Annotated in this window: 19 protein-coding genes; 5 read left to right on the top strand and 14 right to left on the bottom strand. The window is 66.8% G+C overall.

The window, feature by feature from the left end; all coding sequences use genetic code 11:
- Positions 1-141: 141 nt before the first annotated feature.
- The 6 genes from paoC to FSB78_RS09380 all read right to left on the bottom strand — a co-directional run bounded on the left by paoC (position 142) and on the right by FSB78_RS09380 (position 7,616).
- Entirely contained in the window at positions 142-2,349 is a 2,208-nt protein-coding gene (paoC, locus tag FSB78_RS09405; RefSeq protein WP_147082137.1) for an aldehyde oxidoreductase molybdenum-binding subunit PaoC, read from the bottom strand.
- A 4-nt stretch (positions 2,350-2,353) separates the two neighbouring features.
- The gene (locus tag FSB78_RS09400; RefSeq protein ID WP_147082135.1) at positions 2,354-3,316 is read right to left on the bottom strand and encodes an FAD binding domain-containing protein; all 963 of its coding nucleotides are present in this window, start codon (positions 3,314-3,316) and stop codon (positions 2,354-2,356) included.
- A complete protein-coding gene (gene paoA, locus FSB78_RS09395; protein ID WP_242008153.1) occupies positions 3,313-3,972 on the bottom strand; it encodes an aldehyde dehydrogenase iron-sulfur subunit PaoA in 660 nt (219 codons plus the stop codon). Before paoA ends, FSB78_RS09400 begins: the two co-directional genes overlap by 4 nt.
- A gap of 148 nt (positions 3,973-4,120) precedes the next feature.
- A complete protein-coding gene (locus tag FSB78_RS09390; protein WP_147082133.1) occupies positions 4,121-5,395 on the bottom strand; it encodes a cell wall hydrolase in 1,275 nt (424 codons plus the stop codon).
- 23 nt (positions 5,396-5,418) lie between these two features.
- The gene (gene cysK / locus FSB78_RS09385) at positions 5,419-6,339 is read right to left on the bottom strand and encodes a cysteine synthase A (RefSeq protein WP_147082131.1); all 921 of its coding nucleotides are present in this window, start codon (positions 6,337-6,339) and stop codon (positions 5,419-5,421) included.
- Complete coding sequence (locus FSB78_RS09380; RefSeq protein WP_147082129.1) at positions 6,336-7,616, bottom strand: MFS transporter; 1,281 nt, start codon at positions 7,614-7,616, stop codon at positions 6,336-6,338. Before FSB78_RS09380 ends, cysK begins: the two co-directional genes overlap by 4 nt.
- A 200-nt stretch (positions 7,617-7,816) precedes the next feature.
- Here FSB78_RS09380 and pdhA point away from each other — a divergent pair, with 200 nt between their 5' ends.
- Together pdhA and FSB78_RS09370 are read left to right on the top strand one after the other, a co-directional pair.
- Positions 7,817-8,878 (top strand): pyruvate dehydrogenase (acetyl-transferring) E1 component subunit alpha, encoded by a 1,062-nt coding sequence (gene pdhA / locus FSB78_RS09375; RefSeq protein WP_199743151.1) that lies wholly within the window; start codon positions 7,817-7,819, stop codon positions 8,876-8,878.
- Entirely contained in the window at positions 8,878-10,308 is a 1,431-nt protein-coding gene (locus FSB78_RS09370; protein ID WP_147082127.1) for a pyruvate dehydrogenase complex E1 component subunit beta, read from the top strand. The genes pdhA and FSB78_RS09370 overlap by 1 nt, the downstream gene beginning before the upstream one ends.
- Positions 10,309-10,341: 33 nt before the next feature.
- On the opposite strand, the gene FSB78_RS09365 is transcribed toward FSB78_RS09370, so the two are convergent.
- The 3 genes from FSB78_RS09365 to FSB78_RS09355 are packed head-to-tail and all read right to left on the bottom strand — an operon-like array spanning position 10,342 to position 13,564.
- Entirely contained in the window at positions 10,342-11,049 is a 708-nt protein-coding gene (locus tag FSB78_RS09365; RefSeq protein ID WP_242008152.1) for a TadE/TadG family type IV pilus assembly protein, read from the bottom strand.
- Complete coding sequence (locus FSB78_RS09360; protein ID WP_242008151.1) at positions 11,046-11,660, bottom strand: TadE/TadG family type IV pilus assembly protein; 615 nt, start codon at positions 11,658-11,660, stop codon at positions 11,046-11,048. Before FSB78_RS09360 ends, FSB78_RS09365 begins: the two co-directional genes overlap by 4 nt.
- Positions 11,661-11,677: 17 nt before the next feature.
- Positions 11,678-13,564: a pilus assembly protein TadG-related protein gene (locus tag FSB78_RS09355; RefSeq protein ID WP_242008150.1), complete on the bottom strand. Its 1,887-nt coding sequence runs from the start codon at positions 13,562-13,564 to the stop codon at positions 11,678-11,680.
- A gap of 113 nt (positions 13,565-13,677) precedes the next feature.
- On the opposite strand from FSB78_RS09355, the gene FSB78_RS09350 reads away from it, so the two are divergent.
- Both FSB78_RS09350 and FSB78_RS09345 read left to right on the top strand, forming a co-directional pair.
- On the top strand, positions 13,678-14,349 hold the full coding sequence (locus FSB78_RS09350; RefSeq protein WP_147082121.1) for a squalene/phytoene synthase family protein: 672 nt from the start codon (positions 13,678-13,680) through the stop codon (positions 14,347-14,349).
- A gap of 48 nt (positions 14,350-14,397) precedes the next feature.
- Positions 14,398-14,862, top strand: a complete 465-nt coding sequence (locus FSB78_RS09345; protein WP_147082119.1) for an EF-hand domain-containing protein — start codon at positions 14,398-14,400, stop codon at positions 14,860-14,862.
- Here FSB78_RS09345 and trmFO read toward each other — a convergent pair.
- Positions 14,801-16,165, bottom strand: a complete 1,365-nt coding sequence (gene trmFO, locus FSB78_RS09340; RefSeq protein WP_147082117.1) for a methylenetetrahydrofolate--tRNA-(uracil(54)-C(5))-methyltransferase (FADH(2)-oxidizing) TrmFO — start codon at positions 16,163-16,165, stop codon at positions 14,801-14,803. The two genes, FSB78_RS09345 and trmFO, sit on opposite strands and share 62 nt — an antisense overlap.
- A 58-nt stretch (positions 16,166-16,223) precedes the next feature.
- Here trmFO and FSB78_RS09335 point away from each other — a divergent pair, with 58 nt between their 5' ends.
- A complete protein-coding gene (locus FSB78_RS09335; protein ID WP_147082115.1) occupies positions 16,224-16,655 on the top strand; it encodes a DUF488 domain-containing protein in 432 nt (143 codons plus the stop codon).
- 338 nt (positions 16,656-16,993) lie between these two features.
- Here the strand turns inward: FSB78_RS09335 and rpoD are convergent, their stop codons facing one another.
- The 4 genes from rpoD to FSB78_RS09315 all read right to left on the bottom strand — a co-directional run bounded on the left by rpoD (position 16,994) and on the right by FSB78_RS09315 (position 21,908).
- A complete protein-coding gene (gene rpoD, locus FSB78_RS09330; protein WP_147082113.1) occupies positions 16,994-19,027 on the bottom strand; it encodes an RNA polymerase sigma factor RpoD in 2,034 nt (677 codons plus the stop codon).
- The gene (gene dnaG / locus FSB78_RS09325) at positions 19,027-20,889 is read right to left on the bottom strand and encodes a DNA primase (RefSeq protein ID WP_147082111.1); all 1,863 of its coding nucleotides are present in this window, start codon (positions 20,887-20,889) and stop codon (positions 19,027-19,029) included. The genes rpoD and dnaG overlap by 1 nt, the downstream gene beginning before the upstream one ends.
- Positions 20,890-21,279, bottom strand: a complete 390-nt coding sequence (locus FSB78_RS09320) for an endonuclease domain-containing protein (RefSeq protein WP_147082109.1) — start codon at positions 21,277-21,279, stop codon at positions 20,890-20,892.
- Positions 21,280-21,455: 176 nt separating this feature from the next.
- The gene (locus tag FSB78_RS09315) at positions 21,456-21,908 is read right to left on the bottom strand and encodes a GatB/YqeY domain-containing protein (RefSeq protein ID WP_147082107.1); all 453 of its coding nucleotides are present in this window, start codon (positions 21,906-21,908) and stop codon (positions 21,456-21,458) included.
- Positions 21,909-21,984: the final 76 nt, after the last annotated feature.

The raw sequence follows: 21,984 nt of genomic DNA, 5'->3' as shown, positions 1-21,984 counted from the left end.
TATCGACCCGCACGTTCCGTCACCCCGGACTTGGTCCGGGGTCCATGGCACCGCAATTCCCGAACGTTCGAGTATGCGGCACGATGGATGCCGGACCAAGTCCGGCATGACGGAGGGTAGGCGACCCTCAGCCAGTCGCGATCACGCGACTGCGGGCAGCTTGGCCAAATGCTTGTCGAGCGTGATCGGATAGTCGCGGACGCGGACGCCGGTGGCGTTGTAGATCGCGTTGGCGATCGCCGCGCCGACGCCGCACAGGCCCAGTTCGCCGACGCCCTTGGCCTTCATGGGCGAGGAATATTCGTCGACCTCGTCGAGGAACACGACCTCCTGGTGCGGAATGTCCGCGTGGACCGGCACTTCGTAGCCGGCGAGGTCGTGGTTGACGAAGAAGCCGAACCGCTTGTCGACCGCGAGTTCCTCCATCAGCGCCGCGCCTGCACCCATGGTCATCGCGCCGATCACCTGGCTGCGCGCTGATTTCGGGTTGAGGATACGACCCGCGGCGCAGACCGCGAGCATCCGGCGGATGCGGACCACGCCGGTATAGGCATCCACGCCGACCTCGACGAAGTGCCCGGCAAAGGTCGACTGCTGGAACTTCTTGTCGAGGTCGCCATATTCGATCGCGTCCTCGGCCGAGAGACCGGCGTCACCCGCGGCTTCGGCGAGCGAGATCGACCGGTTGCCCGAGCGGACCTTGCCATCGGCGAACTGCACGTCGGCCGAGTTGAACCCCGCCTTCAGCGCGATCGCCTCACGCAGCTTCATGCACGCGGCATAGACGCCCGCGGTCGAGTTGTTCGCGCCCCACTGGCCGCCCGAGCCGGCCGACGCCGGGAAGCTCGAATCGCCGAGCAGGACGATGACCTTGTCCATGTCGACGCCCATCGTCTCCGCGGCAGTCTGCGCGATGATCGTGTAGGTGCCAGTGCCGATGTCGGTCATGTCGGTGGCGACGGTGACCATGCCCTTCTTGTCGATGCCGACGCGAGCGGCCGACTTCATCAGCATGTTGTTGCGGAACCCCGCCGCCATGCCGACGCCGACCAGCCAGCGGCCGTCGCGGACCTGCGCGGGCTTCGCCGTGCGCTTGTCCCAGCCGAACTTCGCTGCCCCCTGTTCGAGGCACTGGACGAACTGGCGGTGCGAATAGCGTCGCTCGGGCTTTTCGGGATCGACCTGCGTGTCGTTGACGATGCGGAACTGGACCGGGTCCATGTTCAGCTTCTCGGCCATCTCGTCCATCGCGATCTCGAGCGCCATCAGGCCCGGTGCCTCGCCGGGCGCGCGCATCGCATTGCCCTCGGGCAGGTCGAGTACCGCGAGGCGCATCGACGTCAGGCGATTGGCACCCGCGTACATCAGCCGGGTCTGCGACACTGCGGTCTCGGGACCGCCGCCGGGCAGATCGCCCGAGCCGCTCTCGTGCGCGATCGCGGTGATCTTGCCCGACTTGTCGGCACCGATCCGGATGCGCTGCATCGTCGCGGGACGGTGGGTGGTGTTGTTGAACATCATCGGCCGGGTCAGCGCGACCTTGACCGGACGGCCTGCCGCCTTCGCACCGAGCGCCGCGAGGATCGCGTCGGCGCGGACGAACAGCTTCCCGCCGAAACCACCGCCGATATAGGGCGCGATCAGGCGGACATTCTCCTTGGGGATGCCGAGCGTCTTGGCGACGTCGCCCTTGCCCCAGGCGATCATCTGGTTCGACGTCCATAAGGTAACCTTGTCGCCGTCCCACGCCGCCATCGTGGCGTGCGGCTCCATCATCGCGTGACTGTGATCGGGCGTGGTGTACCGCTGGTCGATCGTCACCGCCGCCTTGGCGAATGCGCCCTCGAAGTCGCCGACGCGGTCGACCGGCGGCTTGTCCTTGCCATCGGCCTTGAGCGGGGCGGTCTTGAGCTCGGTGGCGAGGTCGAAACGACCCTTGCCGCGCGCATAGTCGATACGGACCAGCGAGGCCGCGGCCCGCGCCTGTTCGAACGTCTCTGCGACGACGAGGGCGACCGCCTGGTGGTAATGCTGGATCTCGGGACCACCCAGCAGTTTGGCGGTGTTGAAATCACCCTTGGTCAGCGTGCCGGCATTGTCCGCGGTGACGATCGTCAGCACGCCCGGTGCTGCCTTGGCGGCGCTCAGGTCGATACGCGAGATGCGACCCGAGGCGATCGCCGACCCGACGACATAGCCATAGGCTTGGTTGGGCACGGCTTCGTGATGCTCATAGGCATAGTCCGCGGTACCGGTGGTCTTGTACTTGCCGTCGATGCGATCGTGCGGTTTGCCGACGACCTTCAGCTGGTCGATCGGGTTGGTCGTCGCGGGTGTGTCGAACTTCATGGGATCAGGCCCCCTTTACCGTCTGCGCTTCGGCCATCACCGCGGCGAGCGTGCGCTCGACCAGCGGGAGCTTGAAGGCGTTGTCATTCGTGGGCTTGGCACCGGCGAGCAGCGTCGCGCTGACCGCCTTGGCGCCGCGCGGCAGCTGCGCTTCCGCCGCCGCCATGCGCCAAGGCTTGGGCGCGATGCCGCCGACCGCGACGCGACCGCTGCCGTCACGCTGGATCACGGCCGCGACCGAGACGAGCGCATAGGCATAGGACGCGCGGTCGCGGACCTTGTGGTAGATGTGCGTGCCACCGATCGGCTTGGGCAGCGTGACCGCGGTGATCAGCTCGCCCGGCGCCAGCGCGGTCTCGATATGCGGGGTGTTGCCCCAGAGACGGTGGAAGTCGGCGACCGGGATCGTGCGGGTCTGGCCACGCGGATCGATCGTCTCGACGCTCGCGTCGAGCACGCGCATCGCGACGGCCATGTCGCCGGGATAGGTGGCGATGCAGGCATCGCTGGTCCCGACGATGCCGAGCTGGCGGCTATAGCCACCGATCGCGGCACAGCCCGACCCGGGCTTGCGCTTGTTGCACGCCTGGTTGGTGTCGTAGAAATAAGGGCAGCGCGTACGCTGCAGCAGGTTGCCTGCGGTCGTCGCCTTGTTGCGCAGCTGGCCGCTGGCACCCGCGACGATCGCGCGGCTGAGCACGCCGTAATCGCGGCGGACGCGCTCGTCGGCCGCGAGCGTCGTGTTCGTCACGAACGCGCCGACGCGCAGGCCGCCGTCCTGGGTGGGCTCGATGCGGTCGAGCTTCAGGTCCTGGACGTCGACCAGATGCGCCGGGGCCTCGATCTCCAGCTTCATCAGGTCGAGAAGGTTGGTGCCGCCCGCGATGAACTTCGCGTTCGGTCGCGCGGCCACGGCCTTGGCGGCATCCGCCGGGGTCTTGGCGCGCTCGTAGGTAAAGGGCTTCATGCCTTGGCTCCCGCGACGTCCGCCATCGCTTCGAGAATGTTGGAATAGGCGCCGCAGCGGCAGATGTTGCCGCTCATCCGCTCGCGCATCTCGGCGTTGCTCGCCTCGAACCCACCGGTCAGGCTCGCGCTCGCATGGCTGGGGACACCGGCCTTGATCTCGGCAAGCACCGCGACCGCCGAGCAGATCTGGCCCGGCGTGCAATAGCCGCACTGATAGCCGTCATGCTTGACGAACGCCGCCTGCATCGGATGCAGCTTCTCCGGTGTGCCGAGGCCCTCGATCGTCGTGACCGCATCGCCTTCGTGCATCACCGCGAGGCTGAGGCAGGAATTGATCCGCTTGCCGTCGACCATCACGGTGCAGGCGCCGCACTGGCCGTGGTCGCAGCCCTTCTTGGTGCCGGTCAGGTGCAGGTTCTCGCGCAGCGCGTCGAGCAGGGTCGTGCGCGTGTCGACGTCGAGCGTGCGGTTCGTGCCGTTGATCTTCAGCGAGACCTTCATCGTCACCGGCTTGTCCTCGGCGCGCGGGGTGCCTTGTGCCTCGGCCTCCGCGAACGGCACGGTGGTCAGCGCGGCGGTTACGGCACCGCCCGCCAAGATGCCGCGCCTGGAAATCGCCGTGTCGCCCGGAGTTTGCATATCTATCGTCCTCATGTGCTGGCGCTGGCGCGCGTATTCGCGTTGCCTGCATGCCGATCGCCGCCTCCCGGAGGGAGAACGGCTGGATGGTCGGGAGTGTAACGCGCGAACCGCCAATTCGATACAGGGACTGGCGGGTGTGCGAGAAGGTTTTTTGCGGGGCCTAGCTGCCGGTCGAAACTGCCGCTGCGGGCGCTGCGCCGGGCGTGGCCTGGGGCGGTTTGCGCCGGACCCCTTCGAGCTCGGCGACGGGCGGGGCGGGGGCCTCGTCCGCGTCCGGCAGCGACGGCGGCAACGGTTGCGCGGCGGTCGCGCGCATCAGCTGTCGCTTCATGCACTGGCGCCCGGCGACGGGCTTGAACTCGGTGCAGTTCCACAGCGTTCGCTCATAGCCGGCGGCGCGGTCGCGCAGATAGCTGAACGAGAGCGCGGCGATCTGCTCGTCGGTGAGCGGGAGGCGGAAGCCCATGTCGCCGGGATCGGTCCAGCCCATGACCTTGCAACGCGGACGGTCGCCGCACGCCCTCAGCGCCAGCGCGGCAAACCCGTCGGCCTGCCGCGGATCGAGCGAGGTCAGGAAGCTGTTCGGGTCCGACGGCAGCGGTGCGAGGCCGCGGGCGTTGAGCGTGAGCCCGGCGATCATCGCTTCGCCGTCCGCGCTGACGGCGAGCGCGGTGCCCATGCCGTGCGCGTCGGACAGCCCGGCGAGCTTGGCGATCGCGGGCTCGCCGCTCAGCACATGGCGATTGAACGCGGCAGGCGTGCCCCACCATCCCGTCCAGCGGAAGAACAGGTGCGTGTGGACCGCCGCGACCTTGTCGAGGCTCGACTGCCAATAGGGCACGACCCAGTCGGTATGGTAATGCGTCGCGTAGCCGACCGGCTTGTAGACCGATCCGGCCAGCGCCGCCGTTGCGATCTCGCGCGCGCGCTTCCAGCCGGGTTCGGAGGGCCGGCGGACCAGCGCGCCGTCGCAGGCGAAGGTGAACTGGCAGCCGGTGGTGCGGTCGGAGCCTTCGAACACGACGCCGCACACCGTCTTGGGGAAGGCGGGGTGGCGCAGCCGGTTGAGGACGACCTGCGCGACCGCCTGTTCGCCGACCGCGTCGTCGCCGGCCTCGTACAGGACGGCCGCCGCGAGGCAGTCGGTCGCGCGAGCGAGGTCGTCGGGCGCGCCGGCAAAGGTGAAAGGCCGCGCGGCGGGATTGGGATCGGTCGAGAACGGCACGGTCGCGTTGAACGCACGGGCGTCCTGCGGGGCCAGCGCGACGAAGCGCACGGGTTCGACCGGCGGCAGCTCGGCTTTCGGCACGACGCGCGCGCGCGGCACCACCACCTTTGGCGGCGGCGCGATGCTGGGGGGATTGGCGATGACGAGAAGCGGGCCGGCAATCGCGAGTGCTGCGATGCCGGCCAGGCCTGCGCGCAGGATCGTCATCCCGCGCGCCGATAGGGAGTCTGTCACTGTTCGGGCAGGAAGTCCGGAACCGACAGATAGCGCTCGCCGGTGTCGTAGTTAAAGCCCAGCACACGGACGTCGTCGGGCAGGTCGGGCAGCTTCTGCAGAATCGCGGCGAGCGTCGCGCCTGAGCTGATGCCGACCAGCATGCCTTCCTCGGTCGCCGAGCGGCGCGCCATGTCCTTGGCGACCGCGGCGTCGACCTCGATCACGCCGTCGAGGCACTGGGTGTGGAGGTTGCCCGGGATGAAGCCCGCGCCGATGCCCTGGATCGGGTGCGGCCCCGGCTGGCCGCCGGCGATAACCGGCGAGGCGGCGGGTTCGACCGCGAAGACCTTGAGGTTCGGCCAGACCTTCTTCAGCGTCTCGGCGACGCCGGTGATGTGGCCGCCGGTGCCGACGCCGGTGATCAGCACGTCGATCGGTGCGTCGGCGAAGTCGGCGAGGATCTCCTGCGCGGTGGTGCGGACATGGACGTCGATGTTCGCGCCGTTCTCGAACTGCTGCGGCATCCACGCGCCGGGGGTCTGTTCGACGAGTTCCAGCGCGCGCTCGATCGCGCCCTTCATGCCCTTCTCGCGCGGGGTCAGGTCGAAGCTCGCACCATAAGCGAGCATCAGGCGGCGGCGCTCCACGCTCATGCTCTCGGGCATGACGAGGATCAGCTTGTAGCCCTTGACCGCGGCAACCATCGCCAGGCCGACGCCGGTGTTGCCGCTGGTCGGCTCGATGATCGTGCCGCCGGGCTGGAGGCGGCCGTCCTTCTCCGCCGCCTCGATCATCGCGACCGCAATACGGTCCTTGATCGAGCCGCCGGGGTTCGAGCGTTCTGATTTCACCCAGACCTCGGAATCGGGGAACAGGCGGTTCAACCGGACATGCGGCGTATTGCCGATCGTCTCCAGGATCGAATTGGCCTTCATGACACGGTCTCCGGTTTATTGACGGGGTCGATTAACGTCGTGGGCGGATCGAAGGTCCGCGCATTGCGGATACTGGGGAACAGCCACGTCCATAACAAGGTCACGACGATCGCGCCGCCCCCGCCGACCAGCACCGCGCCGACCGGCCCGAGGCCTGCGGCGAGGAAGCCGGATTCGGCTTCGCCCAGCTCGTTCGACGCCGATATCGTCAGCTGCGACACCGCGCCGACGCGGCCGCGCTTGTCGTCGGGGGTGTAGAGCTGGATCAGCGACGAGCGGATATAGACCGAGAACATGTCGGCCGCACCCGCGACCGTCAACGCGACAAGGCTGAGCGGCATCGAGGTCGACAACCCGAACGCGATCGTGGCCGCGCCGTAAATCAGCACCGATATCAGCATGCGCGGACCGACATTGTGCTTCAGCGGGCGGATCGAGAAGATCACCGCGATCACCGCCGCGCCGACCGCAGGGGCGGCGGCGAGCTCGCTGAGGCCGCGAGGCCCGACCTTGAGGATGTCGTGCGCGTAGATCGGCAGCAGCGCGCTGGTGCCCGCGAGGAACACCGCGAACAGGTCGAGCGTGATCGCGCCCAGCACCAGCTTGTTCTGGAAGACATAGGTCAGGCCATCGGCGATCTGGCGCAGCGGGTGCGCCTTGCCGACGGGGACGCTGCGCGGGACGGGGCCGATGAGCAACAGGCAGACCAGGGCCAGCCCGAACAACGCCGTCGCCAGCGCATAGGCGGCGTAAGGGGCGATCGCATAGGCATAGCCGCCGATCGCGGGGCCGGCGATGGCACCGGCCTGCCACGAGATCGAGCTGAGCGCGATCGCGGTCGGAAGGACTTCGCGCGGCACGAGATTGGGCGCGAGCGCACCGAAGGCGGGGCCCGAGAATGCCCGGCCGAGCCCCAGCGCGACCGCGACGCCGAACAGCACCGGCAGCGTCATGCTGCCCTCGTAGGTGACCAGCGCCAGCGTCAGCGCGCACGCGATCTGCAGCGATACGGTGATTCGCGCGATCCAGCGACGGTCGAACCGGTCGGCGACCCAGCCGGTGATCGGCGTCGTCACGAACAGGGGGATGAACTGGAGCAGGCCGATCAACCCGAGCTGCGCGGCGGCGGCGCTGGGCGTCATGGTCGTCCGCGCGATGGTATAGGTCTGCCAGCCGATCACGATGATCATGCCGTTCTGCGCCAGCGTCATCATCAGGCGGGCCGCCCAATAGGCGCGGAAGTTGGCGATCCGGAACGGATGCGGCGGGGTGTCCATCGCCGGCGGCTTTAGGCGGCCGAGGGAGCGCAGGGCAACCGGGATGTGCTTGATACGGGTAAGACAGGGCTATCCCGAACGAAATCGTGCGGGGGTAGGCCGTCGGTCCGGCATCATTGCGGCAACGGGAATTGATGTTCGGGTCCGACCGCGCCTATAGGCGCTGCAACTCCCCTACGGAAAACGAGGTTTCCCACATCGTGGCCAAAGCCCCCCCCGCTGCCCAGCAGGTTCGCGCAATCGCCGAGCCCCCGATCTCCAACCGCGAACGTCCCGCGGAACCGACGCCGTACGAAGCGACCAAGGAAGAGCTGCTCGACTTCTACAAGCAGATGCTGCTGATCCGCCGGTTCGAGGAAAAGGCGGGCCAGCTCTACGGGCTCGGGCTGATCGGCGGTTTCTGCCACCTCTACATCGGCCAGGAAGCGGTCGCGGTCGGGCTGCAGTCGGGGCTCGACGGCGAGAAGGACTCGGTGATCACGGGCTACCGCGATCACGGCCACATGCTCGCCTACGGGATCGACCCCAAGGTGATCATGGCCGAGCTGACCGGGCGCGGCGAAGGCATCAGCCGCGGCAAGGGCGGCTCGATGCACATGTTCTCGACCGAGAAGAAGTTCTACGGCGGCCACGGCATCGTCGGCGCGCAGGTGTCGCTCGGCACCGGTCTCGCCTTCGCGCACAAGTATAACGAGGATGGCGGCGTCGCCATGGCCTATTTCGGCGACGGCGCCGCGAACCAGGGCCAGGTGTACGAGAGCTTCAACATGGCCGAGCTTTGGAAGCTGCCGATCATCTACGTGATCGAGAACAACGGCTATGCGATGGGCACCAGCGTCAACCGCTCGTCGTCGGAGGACCAGCTGTTCCGCCGCGGCGAATCGTTCCGCATTCCCGGCATCCAGGTCGACGGCATGGACGTGCTGGCGTGCCGCGGTGCCGCCGAGGAGGCGCTCGCCTGGGTCCGCGCGGGCAAGGGTCCGATCATCCTCGAGATGAAGACCTATCGCTATCGCGGCCATTCGATGTCCGACCCCGCCAAGTATCGCAGCCGTGACGAGGTCCAGGCGGTGCGCGACAAGTCCGACCCGATCGACCACGTCAAGAAGCTGCTCGACGCGCAGGGCGTGTCCGAGGCGGACCTGAAAACCATCGAGCAAGAGATCAGGAAGACCGTGAACGAAGCCGCCGATTTCGCCGAACAGACGCCCGAGCCGGATCCGTCCGAACTCTATACCGACGTCCTGGTGGAGAAGTACTGATGGCGATCGAGATCAAGATGCCCGCGCTCTCCCCGACGATGGAAGAGGGCACGCTCGCCAAGTGGCTCGTCAAGGAAGGCGACAGCGTCAAGTCGGGCGACATCCTCGCCGAGATCGAGACCGACAAGGCGACGATGGAGTTCGAGGCGATCGACGAGGGCACGATCGGCTCGATCGCGGTTGCCGAGGGTACCGACAACGTGAAGGTCGGCACCGTCATCGCGACGATCCTCGAGGACGGCGAGAGCGCGAGCGACGCCAAGCCGAAGGACGCCGTCGCGGGCGAGGCCGCCAACGCCGCGCCCAAGGAAACCCCGAGCGACGGCAACGCGCCGCCGGTGCCCGAGGGCGCGTCGCCCGCCAAGGCCGAGAGCGGCACGCAGCAGCTCGTCGCCTCCGCCGAGAAGACCGGCAAGACCGATCCCGCGATCCCCGAGGGCACCGAGATGGTCAAGACGACCGTCCGCGAGGCGCTGCGCGACGCGATGGCGGAAGAAATGCGCGCCGATCCGCGCGTCTTCGTGATGGGCGAGGAAGTCGCGCAGTACCAGGGCGCGTACAAGGTCACGCAAGGGCTGCTCGAGGAGTTCGGCGACAAGCGCGTCATCGACACGCCGATCACCGAATATGGCTTTGCCGGTATCGGTACGGGCGCGGCGATGGGCGGGCTGCGTCCGATCGTCGAGTTCATGACGTTCAACTTCGCGATGCAGGCGATCGATCACATCATCAACTCGGCCGCCAAGACCAACTACATGTCGGGCGGCCAGATGCGCTGCCCGATGGTGTTCCGCGGCCCCAACGGTGCGGCGAGCCGCGTCGGTGCGCAGCATTCGCAGAACTATGCGCCGTGGTACGCCAGCGTCCCCGGCCTGATCGTGATCGCGCCGTATGACGCGGCCGATGCGAAGGGCCTGCTCAAGGCGGCGATCCGCACCGAGGATCCGGTCGTGTTCCTCGAGAACGAGCTGATGTACGGCCGCAGCTTCGACGTGCCCAAGCTCGACGACCATGTCCTGCCGATCGGCAAGGCGCGGATCATGCGCGAGGGCAAGGACGTCACGCTGGTCAGCTATTCGATCGGCGTCGGCATCAGCCTCGAAGCCGCCGAGCAGCTGGCGAAGGACGGCATCGAGGCGGAGGTCATCGACCTGCGCACGCTGCGTCCGCTCGACACCGAGACGGTGCTGAAAAGCCTCAAGAAGACCAACCGCATGGTCGTCGTCGAAGAGGGCTGGGCGACCTGCTCGATCGCGTCGGAGATCGTTTCGGTGGTGATGGAGCACGGCTTCGACGACCTCGACGCACCGGTGCTGCGCGTCGCCAACGAGGACGTGCCGTTGCCGTATGCGGCGAACCTCGAGAAGCTCGCGCTGGTCGACGTGGCGAAGGTCGTGAAGGCCGTGAAGAAGGTGACGTACAAGGGGTAAGGGTTTCAGCAGGCCGCGGGGGACCGCGGCCTGCTATACCTTGTAGAGGTTGCAGGTGGATCTGGTCGCTGAGTTCAGCGGGTTGTAGATCTGCTTGAAGTCCCGGTTGTTCCGGACGATCAGCGACGCGGTATAGTGCATGCGGATGGGTGAGATCACCCAGTTCATGACCAGTGGCTGGTACAGATAGTTGATCTCGACGAACATGAGGCCGGAGGCGACCGGGGCGCTTACCTGCGCGCCCGCGTCGCCCATACCACTGGTAGTCAGCGTGCCGGCATCGGCGACGTTGTCACTCGTTCCGTCGGTTGAACGCGTCGTCCCGTAGCTCGACTCATAGCCCGTCCCGCTCTTCTTCCCGATGCAGCGTTGCCAGTGAATGCGCTGGACCGCCGCCGTGTCGTAGCTTTGCCTGACGTTCTCCAGGCTGGAGACGATCACGCGGCCGTTGGTCGTGAGGTTGATCGCGGCGCCCTGCAGCCGTGCTGCCTGCAACACGTCGTTGATGTCGCCTTCCCGCATCGTCTCGATGTTCGTCGAGCTGAGCGAGCCGACGCGCGAGGCGTTGTCGGCGAGGTTCAGCGCGATCTGGCTGAGCTTCATGTGGACGAGCGCTTCGTTGCCGACTTCGATTCCGCAGAGGCCGAGCGTGAGCACGATCGGCGCGCTGAGCGCGAATTCGAGCAAGGCGAGCCCGCTGCGGTCGCCGCGCAGCCGCGTGAGGATCGAAAGACGGCTCATGTGCATCGCGTGGTGACCGCCGGTTCTGTTCGAGACGCGTAGGGCTGGTTCTTCAGCAGCGTTTGCGCGCTGATCGTCGCATTGGAACTCCACCCGAGGAGTCCGGTCATCGGGAACAGTCGCGCGTACGTGACGGTGATCGTGTACAGCGTCACGTCGCTGGCCCCGCCCTGGCCGCTGGTGCCGGTACCGGCCACAGCATCCCAGCTGCCGTTGTTGTTCATGTCCTGATAGCATTCGGTCGCGTCGCGCTGGTTGTTGCCGTTGTCGTCGTTGAACGGTTCCGGGCCGGCGGATGCGAACATCGCATAGCTTGCGCGCGTTGCGCAGTAGGTGCCGGCCGCCGGGGTCGCAGCGCAGGACGCGGTCGGCGTGGTCATGATGTCGCTCATCGTGGTCGCGACCCGGGCATCGATCTGCGCCGTCTGCTGCGCTCCGCCCTGGATGGCAGCGTCGCGTGCCGCCTTCTGGATCGATCCGGACAGGATCTCGCGGGCGTACACTTGGTACGCGAGGTCGCTCAGGCCCATCATCATCATGCACATGACGGGCGCGATGATCGCGAACTCCAGGATCGTCGTCCCGCGGACGTCGCTCAGGAGCGCAGGCACCGCGCGGACCCGCGATGTCACTTCGACACCCGCAACAGGGCGACCTGCTGGGCAATCCGCTGGAACTGGCTGTTGAGTTCGGTGCCGGACGTGGTGAACAGCGCTTGCGACGAACTGCTGGCACAGCTTGTCAGCTGATCGTTCGCCGCAGGCGCGATCGCGATCGTCCAGACCTGCATTCCCAGCGATTTCGCCTTGGTACATTCGGCCAGGAAGCGCGCGTTGTGATAGGTCTCGCGGTTCGCCAAATCGCCACCCGTGACGCGCTTGTCCATCTGTTCGACGCCGTAGAAGCCATAGGCGTCGACGGACGGCGACATCTCGCCATCGGTCAGGAACACGATCACGCGGGTAGGTGCCGGACGTCCCGGCCAGGCGCCCGTATCTCCGCCAAAGATTCCCGACGGGGACAGCAGCCGTACGCCCCAGATCATTCCGACATCGTGGTAGGTGCCGCCCAGCGGCTTGAAATCGCCGGCGTTGACATAGGCACTGACGTCCGACGCTGTCATTACCTTCAATCGCTGTATCGGTTTCGCGCAGCTGTTCTTGCCGAGCGTCATCCGATTGGGGTTTACGTAGTTCGGGGTGCCGTCGGAGTCGCCATTCGTCACCGAGTAGACGGCGGGATCCGGGCGATCATACTCGACATCGGGCCAGTAGGGACGCCAGCGCGTATCGGCGTTGTACGGGATCAGGCTCGGATCGAGATCGGGCGGCAGCGAGTTGGTGTCGAAGCTGCTGGCGCCGGCCGTGGTCGCGCGTTCCTCGATACATCCCCACCACCGGGTCATGGCGCCATCGACCTGGCTCGGATCGGTGACGCTCGCGCCCGACACGTAGCCGCTGACGTCATAGGACACCGGCTGATACCGCCACTGCGGCCCCACGTTGGTCACGCGTTGCTGACACCTGCTGGGGTTGACCGCGTTGTTCCAGCGATAGTCGGTGATGGTGGCCCGGTTGTTGCCGTCGTATCGACCGGACGGCAACGAACGCGTGCTCGTCAGCGCGTCGCATTCCGATCTGGTCCTGGAGATGTCGGTCCAGCCGCCGACCGAGACGGCGTAGTCACCGATCAGAGACCGCGACTGATACGTCCAGTTCGCGCTGCCCGATCCGCCGATCATGTAGCTCGGCGATACGTCCATGATCGCCTTGCCGGCGTTCACCATCGAACTGTAGGTCACGAAGCCGTACCGCACATGGGTCGCGGTATCGACGTTGGCCTCGACCGTGTTGAAGAAGTTGACGACCGCGGTGCGGACCGCCTGGATCCGCGACACGTTCGCGCCGCCTGCGGTTTCCTCGGAGACGGCATAGCCTGTGGTTCCGGCATAACCCGGTACCGCGCCCGGCGAGGCGGGACGCGTATAGGTATAGCTTCGGCCGTTCGTGTAGTTACCGCAATCGGTCTCGCCGCGTTCCGGCTTGCAGGCCATCGAGCCTGTCGTGTCGAGCACGAACACGATGTCGGTATCGGCGATATCGTAGCGCGCCTCGCACGTCACGGTGAGCGTCCTCGACCCGTTGCCGAACATGCTCATGATCGTCATCGGCACGACGGCGGATGCCGTTGCCGCGACCTGCTTGTCGGCGGTCTTCACGGGAACGAAGGGATAGGGGTTGGTCGTCGCGGAATAGGGTTCGGTGCCGACGACGCCGCTCGGGAAGTTCTGCGCGAAGAAGATCTTGGCCTGGCTGACCGCATTGGAGTCGAGCGTCGCCACGTCGTTATCGACCATGAACTTGCGGCCGGCCAGGGCGCCGGCATCGCAGGCCTGCTGCAGTCGGACCTTGACGAGATACAGCCGACCGGTATCGACCGCCGACCCCACCAGGGCGGTGAGCGGGATCAAAAACGCAGCCATCATCGCCAGCGTGTTACCGCTCTGACTGCGCACCAGCCGTCTCATGAGAGAAGACGCTTGAGTGTTATCGCAAACCCGTATCATGCCCGATCCCGCCATATGCGGAGCGGCATGCTCCACGGCGCGATAAGGTCCGTTGAAGTAACATGGTTAATAGCGATGCTCCCTTTCCGGCCGATGCGCGCGGCGCGCAGCGCGCGCTGGCTATCGGTTATGCGCCTGCCGCGGCACGCGAAGCGGTGGCGGCGCTGCTCGCGCTCGACGATACGCTCGGCGCGATCCTGCGCACCACGCGCGAGCCGATCGTCGGGCAGATGCGGCTGACGTGGTGGCATGAGGCGCTGACCCTGCTCGACGGCGCGCCGCCGCCGGCTGAGCCGGTCCTGCAGGGCTTGGCGGCGGCGGTCGTGCCGGGCGTGCGCGGTGCGGCGCTGGCGGGGATGATCGACGGATGGGAGGTCCTGCTGGAGCCCGAGCTCGACAAGGCGGCGGTCGACCTGTTCGCGGCCAAGCGCGGCGGGGGGCTGTTCGCGGCGATGGCGACGATGTGCGGCGCGGATGATCCCCGGATCGGCCGGGCGGGGCAGGGGTGGGCGCTGGCCGACCTTGCGCAGCGGATCAGCGACCCGGTGCTGGCCGATGCGATCCGGCAGCAGGCGCTCGCGCGGCTCGACGCGGCGCTGGTCGGGGCGTGGCCACGCCGGCTGCGCGCGCTGGGTGCGCTGGCGCTGCTGGCACGCGCCGACCTGCGGGGCGGGGCGACAGCAAGCCCCAAAAGGATTGGCCGGATCCTGATCCATCGGCTGACGGGGCGCTAGTCGCCGGCTGGTGCGGTGATAGCCTGCCGACATAGCGGGGGATCGGTCATGTGGCGGTATCTGGCGGGCGGCACGGCGACGTTGGCAATTGTCGCAGCGGGGTGGTTGCTCGCGGGGAGCAGCGCGAGGCCCGACGCGGTGCTGCTGCCCCAGCCGAAGGCGCTGCGGGGCGCCGCCGCGTCGGCCGATCCGCTACCCGCCATGGCGCCCGAGGCGACCGAGCGATCGCGCGAGCAGAAGCGGTTCGATCGCTTTGACAAGGATCGCGACGGCAAGGTGACGCGCGAGGAATATCTCGCGGCGCGGCGGAAGGCCTATGCGAAGCTCGACGTCGACCAGGACGGGCAGCTGTCGTTCGACGAATGGGCGGTGAAGGCGACCACCAAGTTCGCGGGTGCCGACACGGACTCGACCGGCGCGATGACGCCGGCCGAATTCGCGACGACCGCGGTTACGCGAAAGCCGCAGGTTCGGGCGAAGTGTCCGCCGGCTCAGGCGCCCGAGGAGAGTTGAGCCATTCGGCGAGCGCCGTGCGGCCGCGGTCGGTGTACATCCGCTTGCGGTCGGTCTTCTTGGTCCGGCCGGGGATCGGCGGGAACAGGCCGAAATTGACGTTCATCGGCTGGTAGGTCTCGGACTCCGCCGCGCCCGTTATGTGGGCGAGCAGCGCGCCCAAAGCAGTCGCGTAGGGGAGCGGGGCGAGCGTCTCGCCCTTCAGCTCGGCGGCGGCGAACTTGCCCGCCATCAGGCCGATCGAGGCGCTTTCGATATACCCCTCGCAGCCGGTGATCTGGCCGGCGAAGCGGATGTTCGGGCGCGACTTCAGCCGCAGCGTCTCGTCGAGCAGGTCGGGCGAGCGGATGAAGGTGTTGCGGTGAAGACCGCCCAGCCGCGCGAACTCGGCGTTCTGCAGCCCGGGGATGGTGCGGAACAGGCGGACCTGTTCGGCGTGCTTCAGCTTGGTCTGGAAGCCGACGATGTTCCACAGCGACCCTTGCGCGTTGTCCTGGCGGAGCTGGACGACGGCATGCGGCCAGCGACCGGTCTTGGGGTCGTCGAGGCCGACGGGCTTCATCGGCCCGAAGCGCAACGTGTCGAGCCCGCGTTCGGCCATCACCTCGATCGGCATACAGCCGTCGAAATAGGGCGTGTCCTTCTCCCAGTCCTTGAACGGGGTCTTCTCGCCCTCGACCAGCCCGGTGTGGAAGGCGAGATACTCGTCCTTCGTCATCGGGCAGTTGATGTAGTCCTTGGTCTCGCCCTTGTCCCAGCGGCTGGCGAACCAGGCGATGTCCATGTCGATCGAGTCGCGGTGGACGATCGGCGCGAGCGCATCGAAGAAGGCGAGCGCCTCCTTGCCGGTCGCCGCGCCGATACCCTCGGCAAGCGCGGGCGCGGTGAGGGGGCCGGTGGCGATGATCGCGGGGCCGTCGGGCAGCGCATCGACGCGTTCGCGGACCAGCGTGATGTTGGGGTGGTCGGCGATCGCCTGCGTCACGCTCGCCGAGAAATTGTCGCGGTCGACCGCGAGTGCGGAGCCTGCGGGGACGCGGTGGAGATCGGCCTGGCGCATGATCAGCGAGCCGAGCGTCCGCATCTCCTGGTGGAGCAGCCCGACCGCGTTGCTCTCGGCGTCGTCGGAGCGAAAACTGTTCGAGCAGACGAGTTCGGCGAGGCCGTCGGTCTGGTGCGCCGCGGTGCCTTCGCCCGAGCCGCGCATTTCGGAGAGGCGGACTTTGACGCCGGCCTCGGCCAGCTGCCAGGCGGCTTCGGATCCGGCGAGCCCGCCGCCGATGATGTGGATGTCGTGGGTCATGCGCCCCAGATAGGCGTGCGCGCTTGTCCTGTCAGCGGTGCAATCCCACTTCGCGGGCATGAAGATTTATACGATCGGCTATGAAGCCACGACGATGACCGACTTCCTCGCGGCGCTGACGCGGGCGGGGGTGAAGCGGGTGATCGACGTGCGTGCGCTGCCGCTGTCGCGGCGGCCGGGGTTCTCGAAGACGTCGCTGGCGGCGTCGCTGGGCGAGGCGGGGATCGGCTATGTGCATCTGAAGGCGCTGGGGACCCCCAAGCGCGGGCGCAATGCGGCGAAGAAGGGCGACGTGGCGACGCTGACCGCGGTGTATGACGAGCAGCTTGAGCTGCCCGAGGCGCAAGGACAGGCGGCGATCATGCTGGGGCTGGCGGCGGAGATGCCGAGTGCGCTGCTGTGTTACGAGCGGGACCCGTGCCATTGCCACCGGACGTTGTTGCTGCGCGCGGTGGGGGCGGGGGCTGAGGTGGTGGACCTGTATGCGTGACGGGTTCGCGGGCGTTGATCCGGCTTTCTGACGGGTGAGGCGGGCCCGGGCGCTCGCGCTTAATCCACCGTCACCCTGAACTCGTTTCAGGGTCCATCTCGCCTCAGGTGCTGACGCTTGTGGACGGGTGGATGCTGAAACGAGTTCAGCATGACGGGGGGTGATGGGGCCAGGTGGTGCCATTCGCCGCCCCCGTCATCCCGGGCTTGACCCGGGATCCAGGGTTTCGGGCGATATCGTTTGGGGCTCTGGATCCTAACGTTCGTCAGGATGACGGAAGGGGGGAGTGACGGCCAGGGATGCAAAAACGGCCGCGGAGTGATCCGCGGCCGTTTGGCTTACTGGTCGAGGAAACTGCGCATTTTGCGCGAGCGGCTCGGATGCTTGAGCTTCCGGAGCGCCTTCGCCTCGATCTGGCGGATGCGTTCGCGCGTCACCGAGAATTGCTGGCCGACCTCCTCCAGCGTGTGATCGGTGTTCATCCCAATCCCGAAGCGCATGCGCAGCACGCGCTCCTCGCGCGGCGTGAGGCTCGCGAGAACCCGCGTCACGGTTTCCTTGAGGTTCGCCTGGATCGCGGCATCCACCGGGATGATCGCGTTCTTGTCCTCGATGAAGTCGCCGAGATGCGAATCCTCCTCGTCACCGATCGGCGTTTCGAGGGAGATCGGCTCCTTGGCGATCTTCATCACCTTCCGGACCTTCTCGAGCGGCATGCTCAAGCGTTCCGCCATCTCCTCGGGCGTGGGCTCGCGGCCCTGCTCGTGGAGGAACTGGCGGCTGGTGCGGACCAGCTTGTTGATCGTCTCGATCATGTGGACCGGGATACGGATGGTCCGCGCCTGGTCGGCGATCGAGCGCGTGATCGCCTGGCGGATCCACCAGGTCGCATAGGTGCTGAACTTGTAGCCGCGGCGGTATTCGAACTTATCGACCGCCTTCATCAGGCCGATATTGCCCTCCTGGATGAGATCCAGGAACTGCAGCCCGCGGTTGGTGTATTTCTTCGCGATCGAGATCACGAGACGCAGGTTCGCCTCGACCATTTCCTTCTTGGCGATGCGCGCCTCGCGCTCGCCCTTCTGGACCATGTTGACGATGCGGCGGAACTCGGTGAGCGCCATGCCGGTCTGCTGCGCGATGTCGGCGATCTCGGCGCGGATGCGCTCGACGGCCTCGCCCTCGTTGGTGACGAACGCGGTCCATTTCTTGTCGAGCTTGCCGAGCGACGCGATCCAGTTCTCGTCGATCTCGTGGCCGATATAGCGGTCGAGGAAGTCCTTGCGCGGCACCTTGTGGCGCTCGGCGAGACGCAGCATTTGGCCGCCCAGCGCGGTCAGGCGCCGGTTATAGGCATAGAGCTGATCGACCAGATATTCGATCTTGGCGTTGTGGAACTGGACGCTCTCGACTTCCGCCGTGAGTTCCTCGCGCAGCTTCTGGTACTTGCGTTCCTCCGCCGCGGGAAATTCGCCGCCGGCGCCCATCGCGTCGACACGCGCCTGCTGCAGCTTGCTGAACTTCTTGTAGAGCGCGGTGATGCTGGCGAAGCGCTCGAGCGCGATCGGCTTGAGCTGCTCTTCCATCTGCGCGAGGCTGAGGGTGTTGTCCTCCTCCTCGTCGTCGGAGGGGCGCGGCGCGCGGCGCTCGCCGCCATCCTCGTCCTCTTCGTCGGCGGACGCCTCTTCGGGCTCGGCCTCTTCCTTGAACGAGGGGCCGGCGTTCTTCTCGGAGATCTCGCCGTCGCCTTCTTCCTCGCCCTCGGCGAGGTTCTCAGGTGACGGGTCCTTCGACAGCATTGCGTCGAGATCCATGATCTCGCGCAGTTGCATCGTGCCCTCGTTGAGCGCGGTCGACCAGTCGATGATGGCGTTGAAGGTGATCGGCGATTCGCACAGGCCGAGGATCATCGTGTCGCGACCCGCCTCGATGCGCTTGGCGATCGCGATCTCGCCCTCGCGGCTGAGCAGCTCGACCGCGCCCATCTCGCGCAGGTACATGCGGACCGGATCGTCGGTACGATCGACAGTCTCCTTCTTCTTCTCGATCGCAGGCCCTGTGTCGGCTTCCGCGTCGGCGGCCTCCGGCTCGTCGTCGTCTTCCTTGGCGGGCTCGGCCTCGCCGTCCTCGCCCGCTTCCTCGTTGTCGACGATGTTGATGCCCATTTCGGACAAAGCGGCGCTCATGTCCTCGATCTGGTCGGAGGACATCTCGCCCTGCGGCAAGGCTTCGTTGAGCTGATCATAGGTGATGTAGCCGCGCTTCTTCGCGCGGGCGATCACCTTCTTGATCGACGCATCGTTCATGTCGATCAGCGGCGCATCGCCGGTTTCAACAGTTTCGGCGGGTTCCGCCATGTTCGACTTAGCCATCAATCGCCCTCGGTACCCAACGCTCGGGCGTCTTCGTTCGACTGTACGAGATTTGCAAGTCGGACTTCCAACGCCTGTTTTTCTCTCACCAGTGCCACTTGCCGTTCGAACGCGCTTTCGGTGAAGTGCGTCTGCATCGCGACGGTCGCCTGTTTGAGCGCCGCATCGACCTCGGGGCGCGCCACCATGATGGCGATCGCTTCGTCGAGGTCGGCGCGGACGCGAACCGGATCGGCCGTGGTCTGCGTGAACGAATAGGGCATCGTATCGGCTCTCAACAGGTCACTCGCGACTGAATTGAAACCGGACCTCGCCAATATGGTGAGAAGACGCCCGCTATCAAGCTTTTGATCTTCGAGCGCGAGATCGACCACGGCTTCGAACAGCCGCCCTAGCGCGCCGTCGATGAGTTGCAGCGGCCCCAGCACCTCCATGTGCCGCGCGATCTCGACCGGGTGGCGGATCAAGCCGGCGAGCACGGCTTTCGCCAGCACGCGGTCGATCCCGGTGGCGCGAAAAGCTTTTGCGTCCTCGGTGACGGGCAAAGCGGCGGGCTTCCAGCCGCCCTTGGGGCGCTCGCCGCGCGGGACGAAGGGCGCGCGGACGGGTTTGAAATGCTCGAAGAAGCGGTTCTTGAAGTCGGACTGGTATTCCTGCTTCACCGAGGCGTCGGCGATGCCGTCGGCGAGTTCGAACAGGCGGCGCTTGAGCCCGGCGCGCTGTTCGGGGGTGTCGAGTGCCTCGGCGGCGAGTTCGGAGGCCCAGAGGCGGTCTACGAGCGGTTCGGGGGTTTTGAGAAGCGCCTCGAACGCCTGCGGGCCCTGCGTGCGGACCAGATCGTCGGGGTCCTGGCCTTGCGGCAGCGTTACGAACGACAGGCTACGGCCCGGCGCGAGCATCGGCAACGCGCGGTGCGCGGCGCGGAGCGCGGCCTTCTGCCCGGCGCCGTCACCGTCGAAGCAGAGGATCGGGACGTCGACCATCCGCCACAGGCGTTCGAGCTGCGCTTCGGTGAGCGCGGTGCCGAGCGGTGCGACTGCCTCGCCGAACCCGGCCTGCGCGAGCGCGATGACGTCCATATAGCCCTCGACCACCAGCACGCGGCCGCTTTTCCGCGCAGCGGGGGCGGCGCGGTCGAGATTGTAGAGCGTGCGGCCCTTGTCGAAGAGCGGGGTGTCGGGCGAGTTCAGGTATTTGGGCTCGCCACCGTCGAGCACGCGGCCGCCGAACGCGATCGTGCGGCCGCGGGGGTCGCGGATCGGGATCATCAGCCGGCCGCGGAAGCGGTCGTACGGGTCCTTGCCCTCGACGCTGATCAGCATGCCCGTCTCGACGAGTATTGGGTCGCCATACTCCTTCAGCGCGGCCTTGAGCTTGCCGCGACTGTCGGGCGCGAACCCCATGCCGAACGCGCGCGCGGTGTCGGCGGTGATGCCGCGCTTGTCGAGCAGCGCGCGCGCCTCGGCGCCCGGCAGGCCGTGGAGCTGTTCGGTGAACCAGCTCGCGGCGTCGGCCATGACCTCGTGCAGGCCCTTGGCGCGCTCGGCGCGTTCGGTCGAGGCGCGGTCCTGCTCGGGCATGTCGAGCCCGGCGGCGGCGGCGAGTTCCTTGACCGCATCGATGAAAGGCAGGCCGCGCTGGTCGGTCATCCAGCGGATCGCGTCGCCGTGCGCCGAGCAGCCGAAGCAATGGTAGAAGCCCTTGTCGTCGTTGACGTAGAAGGACGGCGTCTTCTCGTTGTGGAACGGGCAGCACCCCTTGGACTCGCGACCGGCCTTGGTGAGCTTGACGGTCTTCGCGATCAGCGACGTCAGCGAGGTGCGCGCGCGGAGTTCGTCGAGGAATTGCGGCGTGAGACTCATTCACTCCCCTCCCGCTTCGCGGGAGGGGCTGGGGGAGGGGCTGTCCCCCAACACCCGTTCGATTTCGCCGACCACGCCTTCCAGCCGCTCCATGACGTCGTTGTTCCAGAAGCGAATCACGCGGTATCCCATATCTTCGATGTAGCGCGTCCGGGCGGCATCGGCACGTTCGCTATGGCCGTGGCTGTCGCCGTCCACCTCGATCACGAGCTTCGCGCCGCGCGATACGAAGTCGCAGACGAACGGCCCGATAGGGAACTGTCGGTTGAACCGTACGCCGCCAACCTTCCGCGCGCTGAGGCACCCCCATAGGCGCTGCTCGGGTAACGTTATGTTCGCGCGCAATTCGCGAGAGCGGGCTGTGGGGCGGTTATAGACTTTGTCCGACATGCCCTCCCCCAACCCCTCCCGCAGGCGGGAGGGGAGTGTGTTGCGCCCGCCTACGATGGTAGCATGCCCTTCCTAAAGGCGGGAGGGGAGCCATCATATTCCCCTCCGGCCTGCGGGAGGGGAGTCGTCATCTTCCCCTCCCGCTTGCGGGAGGGGTTAGGGGAGGGCCTGTCCGCTTAAGACAACGCCGCCTTCACCAGCCCGCTGGCCTTGCTCATGTCGAGCTCGCTCGCGTGGCGCGCCTTCAGTTCCGCCATGACGCGGCCCATGTCCTTCATCCCCGCAGCCCCCAGCTCCGCCTTGATCGCCTCGATCGCGGCCGACGTCGCCGCCTCGCTCATCTGCTGCGGCAGGAAGCGTTCGATGACCGCGACCTCGGCGGTCTCGGCGTCGGCCAGTTCCTGGCGGCCACCCTTGGTGAACATGTCGATCGACTCCCGGCGCTGCTTCACCATCTTCTGCAGCACCTCGATCACCAGCGCGTCGTCGCTCTCGGGCGCCTTGCCGGTGCGTGCCTCGATGTCGCGGTTCTTGATCGCGGACTGGATCAGGCTGACGGTGTTTCGCGTGTCCTTGTCGCCCGCCTTCATCGCGGTGATCTGGGCAGCCTTGATGTCGTCGCGAATCATGTGTCGGTCTTTCAGGGGTTTCGGGATTGGGCGGGAGGATAGCGCAACCCTTCCGGGTTTAACAGATTGACGCTCC

Origin of the sequence: Sphingomonas ginsenosidivorax (assembly GCF_007995065.1) — a bacterium.
In the GTDB taxonomy this organism is placed as follows: domain Bacteria; phylum Pseudomonadota; class Alphaproteobacteria; order Sphingomonadales; family Sphingomonadaceae; genus Sphingomonas; species Sphingomonas ginsenosidivorax.
Note: the sequence above shows the minus strand (reverse complement) of the source record. Positions and strands in the feature narration are given on the sequence as shown.